Source organism: Neobacillus sp. DFD-2R (genome assembly GCF_057747865.1).
Genome location: NZ_CM173228.1, coordinates 546,994 through 562,964, shown reverse-complemented (window position 1 = coordinate 562,964; position 15,971 = coordinate 546,994). Strand labels below are relative to the sequence as shown.

Sequence of the window (15,971 nt, the reverse complement as noted above, 5' to 3'; positions counted from 1 at the left end):
TTAACAAAAATAGCTACCTTTATAGGGTAGCTATTTTGTTTACATGACCAAACTCTTCGCAATGCTATTACAATTAAATCCCCGCTGCATTTATAAAATAAATTAATTGTCAGCAGGTGACGGAGCACTGCTTTCAGGTTGTTGTTGTACTTCATCAGGTGTCAGAGCTTTTTTCTCACCCGGGTATGGTTTATCAAAGCCTTTTGTAGCATACCAAACGGAATGATTCAGCATGTTTGCATTAACTTCATCCGGTGAAGCGTGCTTTCCGGTAAACTTATCCTTGTTCTTGTTAGACCAATCCGTCCACTTTTTCGAAAGCTCCTGTGCCTCCGGTGTTACATTCGTTGTGTTGGCAAGTGCGGCATTATTAGAACCAGGCTGGCCGTTTAACGTGTCAAGCGGGATTTGATTTGGTACAAAGTTGTATGGTGTGAAGTCTGGCTTATCTGTAAAGAGCTCACTCATCGGCTCTGCTGCTGCATCATTTTGGTTCATAGCAGGAAGTCCGAGAATTTGTTCAATACTGCGAACCATATTGATGACAGTCCAGTAGTGGCTATCTGTAATTCCTCTCTTCACCCAAGGACTAATGACTTGTGCCGGTTCACGGTGGCCGTCAACGTGGTCTAATCCATTTTGGGCATCATCTTCTGTTACAAAAATGACAGAGTCTTTCCAATATGGGCTATGTGAAATCAAGTCAACAATTTTACCTACAGCCAAGTCATTGTCGGCAACCATTGCCTGCGGTGTTGGAGAACCTGTTGCCGTACCGGCGGTGTGATCATCCATGACCCACATTGTGTTTAATGCCGGCAAGTCATTATTTTTCACGTGTTTTTCAAATTGTTGCTTGAAAATTTCAAAACGGTACTGATCCGGGATATTCGTGTCAAACGTTGGGAACGGCTTGTACGTGATCGGCCCAAGTGACGGAATATCATAGGTTGCCGAGTAGTCGCCTACCGGTACATGAAGGTTACCCTGCTGCCCGCCGGAAAGGATTTGGTAATCTTTCCACCAGTCTGTCCAATTTCCGAATGGTTCCGGACCAGTAAAGCCGGTCGTATCTTCTCCGAAGTTCTCAACAGATTTATTATATTTTGCAGCTTGATCCCATAAGTGGCCTGTAGGTGCATAGGCCATTGCGTCCCCTGCCCCGCCGGGGTAGCTTTTTACATTTGCTGTATCTGTTTCTTTATCTTCATAGTCTGTATTTGTTCCTTGCATAACCCATTGGTGTCCGCTTGCTGACTGGATGCCTGAAGTATAGACGTTGTCCAAAAGCGGGAAGGTGGATACAAGCTTATGCAAGTTTGGAGTTACTTGTTGCGGGAACTGTGTTAAAGCCGGTTCGCCGTTTCCTTTTCCAAGGTCACCAAGTACTTGGTCATAGGTTCTGTTTTCTTTAATAATATAGAATACGTGTTTAATAGTAGATGGCTCGCCCACTCGTTCCGGCATAGCAACAGGCTTCTTATTTTCCCGCGGCTTAGCGTTTAGATCTTTTAAGCCGTACCAGTTATTGTCAGCGTATACCTGCTTTGTGCCTTTTACAAGATCCTCAGCAGTCGGGAATGGGATCAATGAAAGAGATCCTTCTTGCGCATAGGAAGAGTGGCCATGTACTGTAATACCTTGAATCGTTAGATCACGTGCGTCACCGCGTGAACCAATTCCATCCGCATTCGCCACTACGAGATTTTTATTGGCCGAATCCACTGCGATATCGACCGGGAACCATGCAGTAGGTAATAGTCCTTGCAGTTCAGGAGCTTTATCCGGACCTTGCCAGTCATATACGGCAATCGCATTATCGCGGCCAAGGCTGACCATTAACTTGTTATCTACAACTTTCACTGCGTTTGGTGCAGATCCCTTTTGAGCATTCGGGTATGGTTTAATATCAATGGTTTGAACTACGTTATTCGTCTTCGTATCAATAACAGAAACGGTGTCACTGTTCGTGTTTGTTACGAATATGTACTGACCTGACTGCGTCATCCGTTCAGGCTGTACACCTACCTCAATCGTTTTTGTAACAGTGTTCGTAGTAAGGTCAACAACAGACACAGTTCCTGTTGAAGTAGCACCTGTCTTAGGATCTACAACCACTTGTGTTCCGGAAGAGTCAACAGTCGTGTCTCCTGCCTTAGCTACTCTGCCGCCTTGGTTTGTAACGTATGCAGTATTGCCATCAACTAAAACACTCGTTGGGGCATTTTCAACCGGAATTTTAGCCGTTAAGGCGCCAGTTTGCGGATCAACAACTCCAAGGCTGTTGTCCCGGTTTAGAGCTACTAAAAGCTGGCCTTGTGGTCCAACCGTTAGGTCAAGCGGGTTAATGTTTCCGCCAACAGCTGCATTTGGAAGGGTATACGTTTTTTGGATGGCAGGAGTACCGTCTGCTCCAATAGACATAACGACAACTTTACCTTTCCCGCTCTTAGAGCCAGTTGCATAAAGCTGACTTCCATCCTTGGAATAAGCTAATCCCCACATAGTCGTAAGGCCTAAATTGAAATCTTGGAGAGTCATTTTTCCTGTTGCAAGATCTACGACGTTGATGCCTTTGCCGCCGTAATTATTTCGGCCAACCATGGTCACAGCAGTCTTTCCATTTGGATTTACTGCCACTGAAATCGGGTTTCCGCCAAATTCAATTTGTTTCCCAGCGGGTGTAATCAGCTGGTTAACAGGAGTTTGAACAGAACCATCTGCTTGTTTTCCAACAAGATTGCTTCCAAATGGACCATCTTGTGCAGCGTAAACGCCTGCAGAACCAAGAAGGAAAGTACTTAGAGTAAGTCCGGCAATAAGCTTTTTCTTTTTTCTAAATTTCTTTAACAAAATTTCCACTCCTATCAATGTTTGATCGAATACAAATCTAGGATACTCGGAAATTATTAATCCCTTATTTGGATAGTGTAAAGAAGTGTTAAGTGTTTATAAAATTATGGAAATTAGCCTCGAGCGGGTAGAAAGGCACTTGAACCGGTAATTACTTAAGGGACTCCGGGTAAAATTCCCTGGCAAAAAACAACTTTATAGGGAAAAACAACAATCTATGCGAAAATAGCCTTAAATAAAGACTGAAAGTAAAAGAAGAATGTCGACTATTGTCCGGGAAATTTTTATTCATTGCATTAATCCACCTAAATAAACATTTTCCTACATTCTTAGACCAGTGGTTCCTTCTTAAAAATGACACCATCCTCTTCACAAAAGGATTTTACTAAGAAAGCGGAAAATATAATGTCGATGATTGCCGGAGAATTATTTCCAATTCACGGATGGTGCCTGGCACCAAAACTTGTAGTAAGATTAGAGGTAGTAACTTTTACAGGGGGAAAAAATGAAACAGGGAGAAAATTCGAGATCCATCGGTTTGCCGTTGGTTATTTCTATTATTGCCATATCGTTTTCAGCTATTTTTGTGAAATGGTCAGCTGCACCGGCTTCCATTTTGAGTATGTATCGGATGTTGTTTGCCAGTATCCTCATGGTGCCGATTGTATGGAAAAACCGGGAGGAATTTAAGAAAATCAGAAAAAAGGATTGGTGCTTTTTACTTTTTTCCGGCATATTTTTAGCATTGCATTTTGCCCTTTGGTTCGGGTCCTTGAAGCTAACAACGGTAGCAAGCTCAACCATTATCCTTGCCCTGCAGCCGATTGTATCGTTAGTTGGCGGATTTTTTCTATTTAAAGAACGGTCAACAGTATCCGCATTGTTAACAATGGGTATTGCTATTGTAGGAGCGGTCATGATTGGCTGGGGTGATTTCGGCTTAAGCAAGGAAGCCATTCTAGGTGATTTACTTTCTTTTTTTAGTGTCATTGCCGTGGTGGGCTACTTATTAATCGGTCAAAGTATCGTGAAAAAAGTATCGCATTGGATTTACAGTTTTAGTGTATTTTTAATAGCCGGGATTGTTCTGGCTGTTTATAACATCTGTACAGGTGTTGCTTTTGGCGGATATAAAGCCTCTGAATGGGGAATCTTCCTGTTATTAGCCATCGTTCCGACATTGAGTCATGTCATTAATAACTGGCTCTTAAACTATGTAAATGCTACGACGATTTCTATGAGTATTTTAGGAGAACCCGTAGGAGCAACGACCTTGGCTTTCTTTTTACTGGGAGAACAGCTTGTAAGTTCACAAATTGCAGGAGGCTTTCTTGTCCTTCTCGGGGTCTTTTTCTTTTTAATTCAGCAGCAAAAACCAATCCCGTTTAAAAAAGCTGTAAAAGATGGAACATACAATTAAAAAGAGTCCTAATAAGGAAAACGAGGTCACTTATTATAGAAAGTGTTTTCTTGTTTTCCTTTTGTTTGGCTTCCGTTCGCCAATCGTTCCTACTGACAGGCACGTGTACCCGCCTCCAGCCATTTCAACTTCCTATTCCTCTCTCTCAACAAATCCTGCGCTTCATTAAGCCCGACTTCCTTAAACGTAATGCGAGTACCCGGTAGGGCCTGCGCAAGTAGCGGAATGTCCGCAGAAATGACCGTGCCGATTCTTGAATACCCACCCGTGGTTTGGCGTTCAGCCATTAAAATAATCGGTTGTCCGCTAGCCGGTACTTGGATTCCTCCTAGTGGAATCGCATCGGAGATGATATCTGCACCATTTAGATGTGCTAATGCCTGCCCGGTTAATTGATATCCCATCCGGTTCGATTGCGGTGAAATCGTATATTCAGCCGTCAAAAAAGTCTCAATGGCTACCTTTGTAAATTTTTCTAAATGGGGCCCTAAAATAACGCGAACCGTTAAATTCTTAGCGTATATAGGAATGAGCTCTTGGTGCACAAATCTATTCATTACTGTAAGCGGGGCTCCGTGCAGAATATCGCCCTCTTTTAGCGCCCTGCCTTCATAACCGCCAAATTTTCCATTTACAAATGTTGATTTACTGTTTAACACAAGTGGGACATTGATTCCGCCGGCCATGCTAATATACGCTCTGCCGCCTTCCTTACATGGACCAAAAGAAAGCACCTGACCTTTTTTTATCACGATGCTTTTCCATAGCGGGACATCCTGTCCATCAATTCTTGGTGACAGATTTCCGCCGCATATCGCAATCGATACATTATGTAAAGCCTCAAGGCTTGGTCCTATAAGGGTAGCTTCCAGGGCAGCTTCATCTATTTGATTTCCAACTAATAGATTGGCAATTTGTAAGGAATACGGATCCATAGCCCCGGACGGACTGATCCCATATTGCTGGAATCCGTTTCTTCCCAGGTCTTGTACGGTGGTTTGCAGGCCCGGTTTTATAACCTTAAATAAAGGTGCTGTCATCCCTCACTCCAGCTCTTTCGTAATGAGATATGTTCTTCCTCTAAGGCAAGCCTTAATTGTTTTACAAAATCCAATGCACTCGGTTCATCACCATGAACGCAAATGGTGTCTGCCTTTATCGGGACGTCTGTTCCATCTACTACAGTCACTTTTCCCTCTTTAATCATCCGAATTATTCTCTCGACTGCTAATTTCGAGTCATGAATCATGGCATTCTTTTCCAATCTGGACGTTAAGGCTCCATCCGGCTGATAGGTTCGGTCAGCAAACACCTCTTGAGCAACTGTTAGACCTTTTTCTTGGCCGGCTTTTATCAGCATACTTCCCGACAGTCCAAACAGGACCAAGCCGGTATCAACTTCAGCCACGGCCTGTGCAATAGCATCAGCGATAAAACGATTTTTCGCAGCCATATTGTATAACGCACCATGTGGCTTCACATGGGTTAATTTAGTACCTTGTGCTTGAGTCATTGCAGATAGAGCGCCGATTTGATAGAGGGTTAATGAATAGGCTTCCCTTGGGGTTACCTTCATCTCTCTTCTTCCGAACCCTGCCAAATCGGGCAATCCCGGGTGAGCACCGATTTGAACATTGTATTTTTTAGCTAATTCAATGGTTTCCATCATGACATTATGATCACCCGCATGGTAGCCGCAGGCAATATTGGCTGATGAAATATACTTCAATATTTCTTTATCATTTCCTATTTTATATATGCCAAAGCTTTCTCCCAGGTCGGAATTCAGGTCAATTGATGTCATGATGAAACACCCTCTTCTCTACTTCGTATTTTTCGGTTATAACGAGTTCCTTAAGAGATAAATATTCGTGGTAATCCACAGGTAAAAATTTTACATAGTTACTTGAAGACAACAAAGAGGGTTGGTTATTTTCCAAATCAAATAAGGTTAACGGCGTGATTCCAATAATTCTCCATCCTGATGGCACCTCCAAGGGATAGATCCCGGTTTGTTCACCGCCGATTCCAACAGACCCTGCCGCTATTTTTGGTCTTGGAAATTCCAGTCTGGGAGTAGTAATTTTTTTAGAGAGTCCGCCGAGATACGGAAAACCCGGCACAAATCCCATCATATAAATGAGATATTCTTTATTCGCATGAATGTTGATGACTTCCTGCTCGCTGAGATGATTATAATCAGCAACAAACGATAAATCAGGGCCTGTTTCCCCTCCATAATAAACAGGTATCGTATAAACAATCCGCTCTACAACCGAGGCTGCATTAGAAGAATGATAAATGGTATGGATCTTCTTCACCAACTGCTGATAGCTAATCTTATTCGGTATATAGTAAATGGCGATGGACGTATAGGTTGGAACACACTCAACGATCCCCGCTATCTTTTCATCATCAAGAGTCCGTAAAAATTGATGGATTTGACGATGGATTTTTTCGTTTATTTCATTTCCGAAAGAAACGCGAATGGCTAAATCTCCAAGTGGAACAATTTCAATACTCATTTATATCTCCTATTATTAATTTTTATCTACCGCAGCTGTTAGGATTACTACGCCTATTATACAACATGCTCTCATTGGATTTCGACCAAATTCGGGCGCCGGCAGTAGACACAAATGAAAAAAGTGCAGACTCTGCACAAAACGTTGCATACGTCCGCACTCTGTCTACTCGATACGGACACTTTCGCCAGTTTGTCCATGAACGGTGACAGGCACTTTTGATGGCGGCACTTTTATTTTAAATCAATCGAATATTTCCCAAATCCTCCGCCGGCCGGTCCAATGTATTTGATGTTTTGGGTCTTGTTAGCGTATGCCTGTGCTTTTGGTGATGAGTCAAATACCGTTGTTGCTGTGCCTTTAATTTTAGCGATAGACCAGTTTTGGTCGGCAGATGGATTAATTGTTTTATTCGTTTGAATATAGTTCGTGATGATTTGGCGATTTTCATCAGGTGCCTTTAATAGGGTCTCACCCTGGCTTACTCCAGGGAAAGTGGTGCTGGAGGCACGGTAGTTATTGGTAGCGACGATAAACTTTTGGTCGGCTGTTACAGCTTTTCCTTGATAGGTTAGATTGACGATTCGACTGGAATTGGTGTTTATAACCTTCCCATTCGGATCATATTTTGTAGGCTTTGTCACGTCAATTTGGTACTGAACTCCGTCAATCACATCAAAATTAAAGGATGGAAAACTAAGGTTAATTAACGGCTGCTCGCCGCTCTTTGCCGGATCAATCTGATTGAATTGCCCTGCACTCATTTCCAGCCATTCTTTAAGTTGTGCTCCATTAATTAATTTGGCCTGAAGCGTATTTGGGTACAAATATAAATCCGCGACATTTTTTATTGCCAATGTTCCTGCAGGGATGTCCGTATAATAATCCGGGCCTCCGCGCCCGCCTGCCTTAAATGGCGCTGCCGCTGAAAGAACAGGTATCCCTGCATACTTACTATAGGCCGGGTCTTTTAATTTTCCTGCCAAATAATCGGTTTGCGCAATATTCACTATTTGTACGGAAGGATCATCCTGAACGAGCGCAAAATAACTGAAGATAGGCGCTGTCGTTTCACCGACAGGTTGATTGACATAGTTAATTGTAGCCTCATGCTCAGGTAAAATGGCGTTCATTAACTTCTCATCGGTTTGAACAATCGATTTACCTGTTGCATCCACAATCGGTCTTAAAGATCCTCGACTAGTGACGATCTTCCACTTTCCACGCTTCTTTTGTAATTGCAGGTCGATCAATCCAAGATGACTGCCGAATGCCCCCGCCATCACAACGGGCTTCCCATTGATTGTTCCTTGCTCGAGATTCACATTCGGTAAATCCTTATAGACCGGTCCCGGGAAGGTGTTATGCTGATGGCCAGTGAAGACAGCATCAATCCCGTTTACTTGAGTTAAATAGTAACCCGCATTCTCCATTCCCGGACGATAAGGCTCCGCGCTTATTCCCGTATGCGCAAGGGCGACAATCACATCGGCACCTTTCTTTTTCATAATTGGTACATATTTTTTCGCTGACTCCACAATTGATTTTACCTCTACTTTTCCTTCTAAATTACCTTTATCCCATTCCATAATTTGCGGCGTAACAAAACCAATGACTCCAACGTTTAACGTATGTTTTTTCCCGCGGTCATCCACAACTTTTTTCTTTAAAATGACATAGGGCTCAAAATAAGGTTTTTCTGTTCCAGCCTTGTACACATTAGCATTGACAACAGGCATTTTCGCGTCATTAAGTGTTTCCTTTAAAAAGTCCAAGCCGTAATTAAATTCATGGTTACCGACAGTGACAGCATCGTAGCCAAGCATATTAAAGGCACGATAAATAGGCTGTACTTCGCCCTTCTTTAACCCTTTCACTTTGGCAATATAGTCCCCTAAAGGATTACCTTGGATCGCGTCGCCATTATCAAACAACATCGAATTTTTCACTTCATTTCGTGCTTGTTTAATGAGGGTGGCGGTTTTCACCAACCCCACTTTGTCATCCTGTTTTGTCTGGTAATAATCATAATTAGCTAAGAACATATGCAGATCGGTGGTTTCAAGCAAGCGAAGCTGAACAGTGCGATCTCCTTTTGCTGCATAGGCAAGCGAAGGAAAAAACTGTCCTACTATGACAAGCATGGAAACGATAAAGACGTTAGCCTGTTTCAACAATGGTAAACCCTCCCTTTATGTAAAAAAATCATACAAACGAATCTAGTATTTGTATGATTTACCCGGAATATAAGACTTTAGTTGATTTTTACCTTAATTTACGTTTTATATAATAGGTAAGGTTTTGATTCATTTCGTTGAATAAAAGTTTTTGAAAAGAGGGATTTTTATTAATATATTATGGGATTTTGATGGAACTCTATTTGATACATATCCATCGCTTGTAGAGGGATTTGTCCAATTAAGAGGAAAAGAACTTGATAAAATTGAAGTATTGAAATGGTTGAAAATTGATTCCAAAACAGCGTTTAAACAGTATGGGATTGATGAGGACCAAAGAGAAGAATACGAAAAATTATACAATTACTATTCGAAAAAAAATAGCAGTCCTTTTGAGGGTTTAGAGGGTGTATTATCTGCTGTCGATAACAACATTATCGTAACTCACCGGGATAGGGAGTCCACGGTATTTCTCCTCGAAAAATTCCAATTAAAAAAATACTTCAAAGAGATAGTTTCAGTTGAAGAAGATGGATTCACAAGAAAACCTCATCGTTCTTCTTATGAACATGTGTTGAAGAATTACAAGATAGATTTAGTTGTCGGCGACAGGGAATTAGATTTAAAACCGGCCAGAGAGTTAAACATTAAAACGGTCGCATTTCAAAATAGAAACATAGATGCGGATTTTTATATCGATTCCTATGCAGATTTTAAACGCTCCCTGCTTAACACTATAGCTGAATAGTAAATCTGCATAAAAGCCGCTAAAATTGTTTATTTTAAATATCCTTAATGATTTCGTCATACTTTATTCATTTTTAGGGGTTAAGATAAATACATGAAACGGACATGATCTTTTTCATAACCCCCCCTTTTTAATATATTAGTGTATATCTGGCATATTGTCGGATTTTTTTTTGCTGTCCACTTCACAAAGACAAAATCAGTGTTTGTCCACGAACGGTGTCAGGCACCTTTAATTATTCTCCTATGTAAAGGTAGGATGATGCTATATACAACAAGATACACCGGTATGGAAATGAAAAAGCTCCAGCCGTGAATTTTCATATATCCGACCTTCCTCATCCCCCATTCGATTAATGCTGAAATAACAGTAAAAACGATGACTAATGCCCATTTGTTTGTTTTCTTGAAATAATTTAAATAAATAACGCCTAGCGACGAAGGAATGAGACTATAGCTTAAAAACTCACCTATTCCCGTAACCTGCGGATCCCCAAAATCAACGAGATCTAACATTTTACCAAATAGAGAATCTGAAACCCAGGCTGCAAATCCAATGACACCAAATGTAACATAAAAATCTCTCCAATTTATCTCTTTCTTGGGCATAAAAAGAGCATACAAAAACAAAATCAACGATGACACGATTGAAAACCAAAGACCTTGAGCACCTAAATCTAAATGCTTAATCACTGAACTCATCACGATCACCTCTAAATTTAATATCTCCAAATTTAAGGTAATTATTTCTAAAATCCGTCCACTCCACAAAGACAAAACTACCCAGTTGTCCACGAACGGTGTCAGGCACCCAAATCTATGATAAAATATTCAAAATAAATAGATATAAAAAGGAACCGATACAATTGAGATCTTTCATTGCGACAGATAAAGAATTTATGTGCTATAACAACAAGATTTTGTTTGAGCGGGTTAAGCTCGTTTCTTTTATGCTGGTTTTCTCCTATCCTTGTTTTTTCATCGTTGATTTTTTCCTTTTTAATAAACTGAGTAACCCTGCATTTAAATTGACACTTTCTGCGGTCCACATAGCAGGATTTCTGATCTCCCTTATTTTTTTGGGGATTTATCATTTAAACAAAAAAATTTCCCAAGGTTTCATCATTCATTGCTATATCTTCCTTTATTTATTAATTGGAGCAGTCTCTTCTATAAATAGTCAGTTATTCACCGGGAATATATATGCCTATATCATAATTTTATTAGGTGTAGCCGTGATTTTCCCGATTCGGCCAAGAAACTTATGTTTCCTTTTCTCAGGAATACATTTATTCTTCCTTACAGGTTTATTCCTAATGGAGCTTGACCACTTTTCGTTTTTATCAAAAATGATTAACTCAACAGGTACCGCAGTGATTTCATTTACGGTTTCTCTTTCATTCTATTCGTATCGTATAAATGATTTTTCAAACAAAAGGAAACTAAGAAGGAATGAGGAGAGTTTTCGAAGATTATTTAACATGAATCCAAGTCCCTTAATTCTTATAAAGCCGGATCATAACAAGATTTTGCTAATGAATAGACATGCGATTGAATACTACCATTTACAATATAAAGACCTTACTCAAATGGATATCGGGTTCATGTTTAATGATTTTCAAGAAAAGCAGGCGATTTTGAAGGAGCTGGAGGAACAGCAAAGCATTAAAAACTATGTGACAAAGCAACAAATAACACCGGAGATTTGTAAATGGACGATGCTAAGTTTTGAATTGGTGGATTACTTGGATGACACCTGTATTCTGATTGGCGCCACTGATATTACAGACTTGAAGAAAAATGAAGAAGAACTTTATAAACATGCTTCCATCGATATCCTCACAGGGGTAATGAATAGACGTAGCGGCATGGAATTGCTTCGCGGGCAATTATCCGAAGGCTCCGGTTCTAAAGAATTCATTATTTGCTATATCGACATTAACAACTTGAAAATAGTAAATGATCGTTACGGTCATTCTACAGGAGATGACCTGATCAAGACATGCTGCGAAACAATCCGCCGTCATCTTGCTCCTAATGACATCTTATTTCGTCTGGGCGGAGATGAATTTGTCGTTATTTTCTTCAAAAAACAAATGCAAGGCGCACAGCAGGTGTGGAACAATATTAAGGGTGAATTTGAGGACATTAATGATTTAAAACAAAAGCCGTATCCGATCTCTGCCAGCCATGGTTTTTATCACTATAAATCCGGCACCGTTATGACTGTAGAAGAAATACTGGAATTGGCTGACCAAGAAATGTATAAAGAAAAGTTCATAAACAAGACAGCACGTCCATCTATAACAAAGCACGCATGACCCTAAATCGTCATGCGTGCTTCGTTTTGAGGAGAGTTCCTGTAGTCGGCATCTGAAACCGTAACTGTCCTCCACTGATAGACAAAACCGTCAGTATGTCCACGAACGGTGCCTGTCACCAAAGCATTGCACCATCCCAGCCTAGTCTATATTTGCCAATTGTGGTGTTGGCAGCCATTGATCCATTTGAATAGAAGTAATACCATTTATTATTGATGAGTTTCCATCCGGTTTCCATGGCGCCTGATTTATTTAGGTAGTACCATTTGCCGCCCCATTTCAGCCAGCCTGTTTTCATTGCACCGGAACTGGCTAAATAGTACCAGTGGCCTCCGGTGTATACCCATCCTGTTTTCATCACACCTGTTTTCATATCATAGTAATACCAATTGCCTTTAGTATAAACCCAACCGTAATTCTTTCCGACTTTGACGGTAACCTTAAGGGTTTCACTTTTGTTCCCGGCTAAATCTGTAACAGTTACCTCTAAAATGGTTCCTGCTTTTTGAACGGGAATGGCTACAGCAAACTTCCCATCTTTTCCTACTGTACCGGCTCCAATCAACGAACCGTTCAATCTTATTTCTACCCTGGCCCCTGGCTCAGACTGCCCCGTTACAGAAGTAACCTTGTCACTAACTTCATTTACGATTGGTTTTACCGGTGGTGTTACATCCTTTACGGTCACACTCGTTGCCGGACTAACATTTCCTAACGCGTCTTTGGCATAGACTTGGATAATCGTACCCGACGGTTGTTTCGGAATGGTGATTGCAAAAGCTCCCGAGCCACTATTGCCCCTTCCAATTTCCTTTTTCCCTGCCATTGCAAGCACAGTCGTATTGGGTTTGGCGGTTCCTGTTATTTTCGTATCGGCATCGCCAACCGGGTTAACCTTTGGGCTTTCAGGAGGTACGGTAACAACTCCCCCGGCCCCATTATTCATGTCCAAGATTGTATAGGTTATATTTTGACCTTTATCAATTGGAACGGCTAAGCCATCGCTTGGATTAAACGCAGTGACAACAGAACCTCCGCCATGCAGGCTTACCGAGGTACCGGAATAAATTTTCTCCTTTAATGAATCAAAGAACGGATCCCCTTTAAAACCGTATAAACCCGCAGGCTGTTTTAAAAGCAGCGCAATCCTGAAATCGGTCATTAATTTTCCAAAGGTCATGTCGGGACTGATATATTTTTTGGCTACATCTTCAATCGCCTTATAATTATTATTTGGATCTTTTACTATTTCTTTAAAAATACGATCCCCTTGATTTGCTTGAATTTTAATATACTGTGTAAACAAATAGGACAAAGAGTAGTTGGATAGTAAGTCACCGCTATCATCCCAATACAATAGGGACTGCCCATTTTGGATCGCAGCTGATTCATTATAGTAATCTAATCGTTCTGTGAGGCCATGACCCGTATAAATTTGTTCTGCGGCCATTGCTAAGCCTTCATCTAACCACGTATCCATAGCGCTTTTTCCCTCAATGAACACATTTTGATTGTAATTCACCATATGTTGAAACTCATGCGCCAAAGTGGAATATACTTCTGATACATCTTTAGCGGATCCTATCCCCATTGTCGGGTATGTATCGATATAAAAAATTTCCGATTGATTGGAATGGCCTATGTTATATAAATCTCCCGGATAAAAATACCCGGCTACGTAACCGCCGCTGCCTGAGAATCCATCTTGAATGTCATAACATAAAATATTTATTTTTCCATCTTTATTAACATCAGATTCCTGGCCAAAATTAGTGGTCACAGTTGAATAGATTTTATTATCAAATTCCATCCCCAGCTTTGCAGCGTCTACATCAGAAATTTGATTATTATTTACCCATACTTCCGCTTTAGAGCCGATATATGCTAATCGAGCGTTAATTTGAGAATCTGAATTAGTAGCCAGATTGGATACCCAAAAAAGTTTACTGTCACCCACTTTATAAGGCTGTACCAAAAGGCTTGTACTTTTCCTGACAAGGTTCCCTTTAATACCGGAAATATCGAAAGGTTTATTTACATCTACTTTATAAGCGTTTGGTTTTAAACTCTTCCTATTTTTAAGATTAAAAGTGCCTGTCGGCTGCGTTGATGACTGATCTGTAGATTCATTGCTTATTACCGCATAATCCGCAAATTCTCCATTTGCCATTAGTAGATTAGCAGAAGAATTAAGGGCATTTGCATCCTTTTGTACTGAACTCCCGGCCTCTCCATCCAAAAGAGCAGAATGTATACTTTTCTCCTGCAGAGATACCTCCACTCCCGTATTTTGAGCAAATGCAGCACCCGGTAAAATTAGCATTTGCAGTGCCACAATCATTGGTACTATTTTTTTCAAAACCCCTGCCTCCTTCTCAACGCAATCAATTAGTAATAGATTACCAGATAATCCTGCGATTATATATTACTAAAATATTATTATTTCAACTTGACAAACTTCCAATTTTTCCTATCCACTACCGGCGTTACCGACAGATTTCCTACATCTTCAAAGCGGAGTTTGGCAGCTGGTTTTTCATGAAAATTTAAATATTCCCGAACGAAAAAACGATCAAACTTCATCAAAATTCATGCGGTGACTGACATGCTACAAAAATGTACATACTAAACAAAAACAAATTCAGGTGATGAAAGTTGAAAAAGCTTGTTTTTATTCGGCATGGCCAAAGCCATTACAATCTTGAAAATCGTTTCACAGGCTGGAAAGATGTTGATCTAACCGATGAGGGCTATAATGGGGCACGGGAAGCGGGTTCTATCCTAAAAAAACACGGATTCGTCTTTGACATTGCCCATACTTCCGTTTTAAAACGGGCCATCAGAACCTTATGGATTCTTCTTCATGAAATGGATTTAATGTGGATTCCCGTACATAAATCCTGGAGATTAAATGAGAGACATTATGGTTCATTACAGGGGATGAACAAGGATGAGGTCATAGCGAAATTCGGTGAAGAACAAGTAAATGAATGGCGGAGATCAGCCAGTGTTCGACCTCCGGACATTTCGCAGGAGGATCATCAATGCGATCTATCCGACCCGAAATATGCCGGAATTGGAGAAAAAAATGTCCCTTTATCAGAGAGTCTTCTCGATACAGAAGAACGTGCTCTTGTTTATTGGAATGAACAGATTGTTCCGAGCCTGAAACACAATCAACGTGTCATCATCTCCGCACATGGCAATACCTTAAGAGCCCTGGTTAAATATCTCGACAACATTCCTGACGACGGCGTGGTCAGCCTCAATATTCCCAATAGCATCCCGCTTGTCTACGAATTAGATGACGACCTAAAACCAATCCGACACTACTACCTATGTGAGGATGGAGAAATGAAGGACGGTTCCATCCCACTGCATATGGACTTTAATGACCCGGAAAACTGCGACTGGATGGGGTGAAAAACGGTGACAGGCACCCTTCGTGGACAAACCGCTACATTTGTCCACGCTAAGAGGACACCCAATGAATAATGGCAATACTACACTCGATTAAAGTCAGCTTTCCAATTCGTAATCTGTTTCTTAATATTATCTGGGCTTAAATTTTGAGAAGCCGCCTTGGCACTTAGTTCAGGCAATTCCGCATCACCGGCAAAACGAAGTGCAATAATTTGCCCCATCGTTAGTCTTGCATCAAGCAATTTTCCTGTTAAAACATAATGACGAAGATTTTCCTCTGCTCTGATCGCCCGGTCCTGTGCCTTTAAGGGATATGTGCGAATTAAGAGGAACATAATCACCAAGATCACAACGATGGCTAACAAGAGAATAGACGATAGGCTTATTCCATTTTTAATAACAAAAACAATAGCACCTACCAAAGTAATTAATAGTAATAACGATAAGATGTAATGAAAGAGAGGGTGAAATCTTCGGTGATTCCGGTAATTTTGATTCATAAGCT

The 15,971-nt window shown here is 40.8% G+C and carries 12 protein-coding genes; 4 read left to right on the top strand and 8 right to left on the bottom strand.

The features are described 5' to 3' along the window. Window positions 1–102: 102 nt before the first annotated feature. On the bottom strand, window positions 103–2,862 hold the full coding sequence (locus AC3ANV_RS02720; protein WP_488312151.1) for a bifunctional YncE family protein/alkaline phosphatase family protein: 2,760 nt from the start codon (window positions 2,860–2,862) through the stop codon (window positions 103–105). 496 nt (window positions 2,863–3,358) lie between these two features. Here AC3ANV_RS02720 and AC3ANV_RS02715 point away from each other — a divergent pair, with 496 nt between their 5' ends. After that, window positions 3,359–4,273, top strand: coding sequence for a DMT family transporter (locus tag AC3ANV_RS02715; RefSeq protein ID WP_488312150.1), 915 nt, complete (start codon window positions 3,359–3,361; stop codon window positions 4,271–4,273). Window positions 4,274–4,362: 89 nt separating this feature from the next. Here AC3ANV_RS02715 and AC3ANV_RS02710 read toward each other — a convergent pair whose 3' ends face one another. The 4 genes from AC3ANV_RS02710 to AC3ANV_RS02695 all read right to left on the bottom strand — a co-directional run bounded on the left by AC3ANV_RS02710 (window position 4,363) and on the right by AC3ANV_RS02695 (window position 8,975). Further along, entirely contained in the window at window positions 4,363–5,313 is a 951-nt protein-coding gene (locus AC3ANV_RS02710) for a 5-oxoprolinase subunit C family protein (protein ID WP_488312149.1), read from the bottom strand. After that, window positions 5,310–6,077, bottom strand: coding sequence for a LamB/YcsF family protein (locus tag AC3ANV_RS02705; RefSeq protein ID WP_488312148.1), 768 nt, complete (start codon window positions 6,075–6,077; stop codon window positions 5,310–5,312). Before AC3ANV_RS02705 ends, AC3ANV_RS02710 begins: the two co-directional genes overlap by 4 nt. Continuing rightward, window positions 6,064–6,798: a 5-oxoprolinase subunit PxpB gene (gene pxpB, locus AC3ANV_RS02700; protein WP_488312147.1), complete on the bottom strand. Its 735-nt coding sequence runs from the start codon at window positions 6,796–6,798 to the stop codon at window positions 6,064–6,066. The genes AC3ANV_RS02705 and pxpB overlap by 14 nt, the downstream gene beginning before the upstream one ends. A gap of 233 nt (window positions 6,799–7,031) precedes the next feature. Then, entirely contained in the window at window positions 7,032–8,975 is a 1,944-nt protein-coding gene (locus AC3ANV_RS02695) for a bifunctional 2',3'-cyclic-nucleotide 2'-phosphodiesterase/3'-nucleotidase (protein WP_488312146.1), read from the bottom strand. A gap of 151 nt (window positions 8,976–9,126) precedes the next feature. Between AC3ANV_RS02695 and AC3ANV_RS02690 the strand changes: the two genes are divergently transcribed. Beyond that, window positions 9,127–9,723 (top strand): HAD-IA family hydrolase, encoded by a 597-nt coding sequence (locus tag AC3ANV_RS02690; RefSeq protein ID WP_488312145.1) that lies wholly within the window; start codon window positions 9,127–9,129, stop codon window positions 9,721–9,723. A gap of 221 nt (window positions 9,724–9,944) precedes the next feature. On the opposite strand, the gene AC3ANV_RS02685 is transcribed toward AC3ANV_RS02690, so the two are convergent. Then, the gene (locus AC3ANV_RS02685; protein WP_488312144.1) at window positions 9,945–10,424 is read right to left on the bottom strand and encodes a hypothetical protein; all 480 of its coding nucleotides are present in this window, start codon (window positions 10,422–10,424) and stop codon (window positions 9,945–9,947) included. A gap of 614 nt (window positions 10,425–11,038) precedes the next feature. Here AC3ANV_RS02685 and AC3ANV_RS02680 point away from each other — a divergent pair. After that, window positions 11,039–12,043 carry a sensor domain-containing diguanylate cyclase gene (locus tag AC3ANV_RS02680; RefSeq protein WP_488312143.1) on the top strand — a complete coding sequence of 335 codons (1,005 nt, stop codon included), beginning with the start codon at window positions 11,039–11,041 and terminating at the stop codon, window positions 12,041–12,043. 115 nt (window positions 12,044–12,158) lie between these two features. Here AC3ANV_RS02680 and AC3ANV_RS02675 read toward each other — a convergent pair whose 3' ends face one another. Then, window positions 12,159–14,402 (bottom strand): Ig-like domain-containing protein, encoded by a 2,244-nt coding sequence (locus tag AC3ANV_RS02675; RefSeq protein WP_488312142.1) that lies wholly within the window; start codon window positions 14,400–14,402, stop codon window positions 12,159–12,161. Between the two features lie 296 nt (window positions 14,403–14,698). On the opposite strand from AC3ANV_RS02675, the gene gpmA reads away from it, so the two are divergent. Continuing rightward, complete coding sequence (gene gpmA / locus AC3ANV_RS02670) at window positions 14,699–15,466, top strand: 2,3-diphosphoglycerate-dependent phosphoglycerate mutase (RefSeq protein WP_488312141.1); 768 nt, start codon at window positions 14,699–14,701, stop codon at window positions 15,464–15,466. Between the two features lie 80 nt (window positions 15,467–15,546). On the opposite strand, the gene AC3ANV_RS02665 is transcribed toward gpmA, so the two are convergent. Continuing rightward, window positions 15,547–15,966 carry a DUF6526 family protein gene (locus AC3ANV_RS02665; protein ID WP_488312140.1) on the bottom strand — a complete coding sequence of 140 codons (420 nt, stop codon included), beginning with the start codon at window positions 15,964–15,966 and terminating at the stop codon, window positions 15,547–15,549. Between the last annotated feature and the right edge of the window lie 5 nt (window positions 15,967–15,971).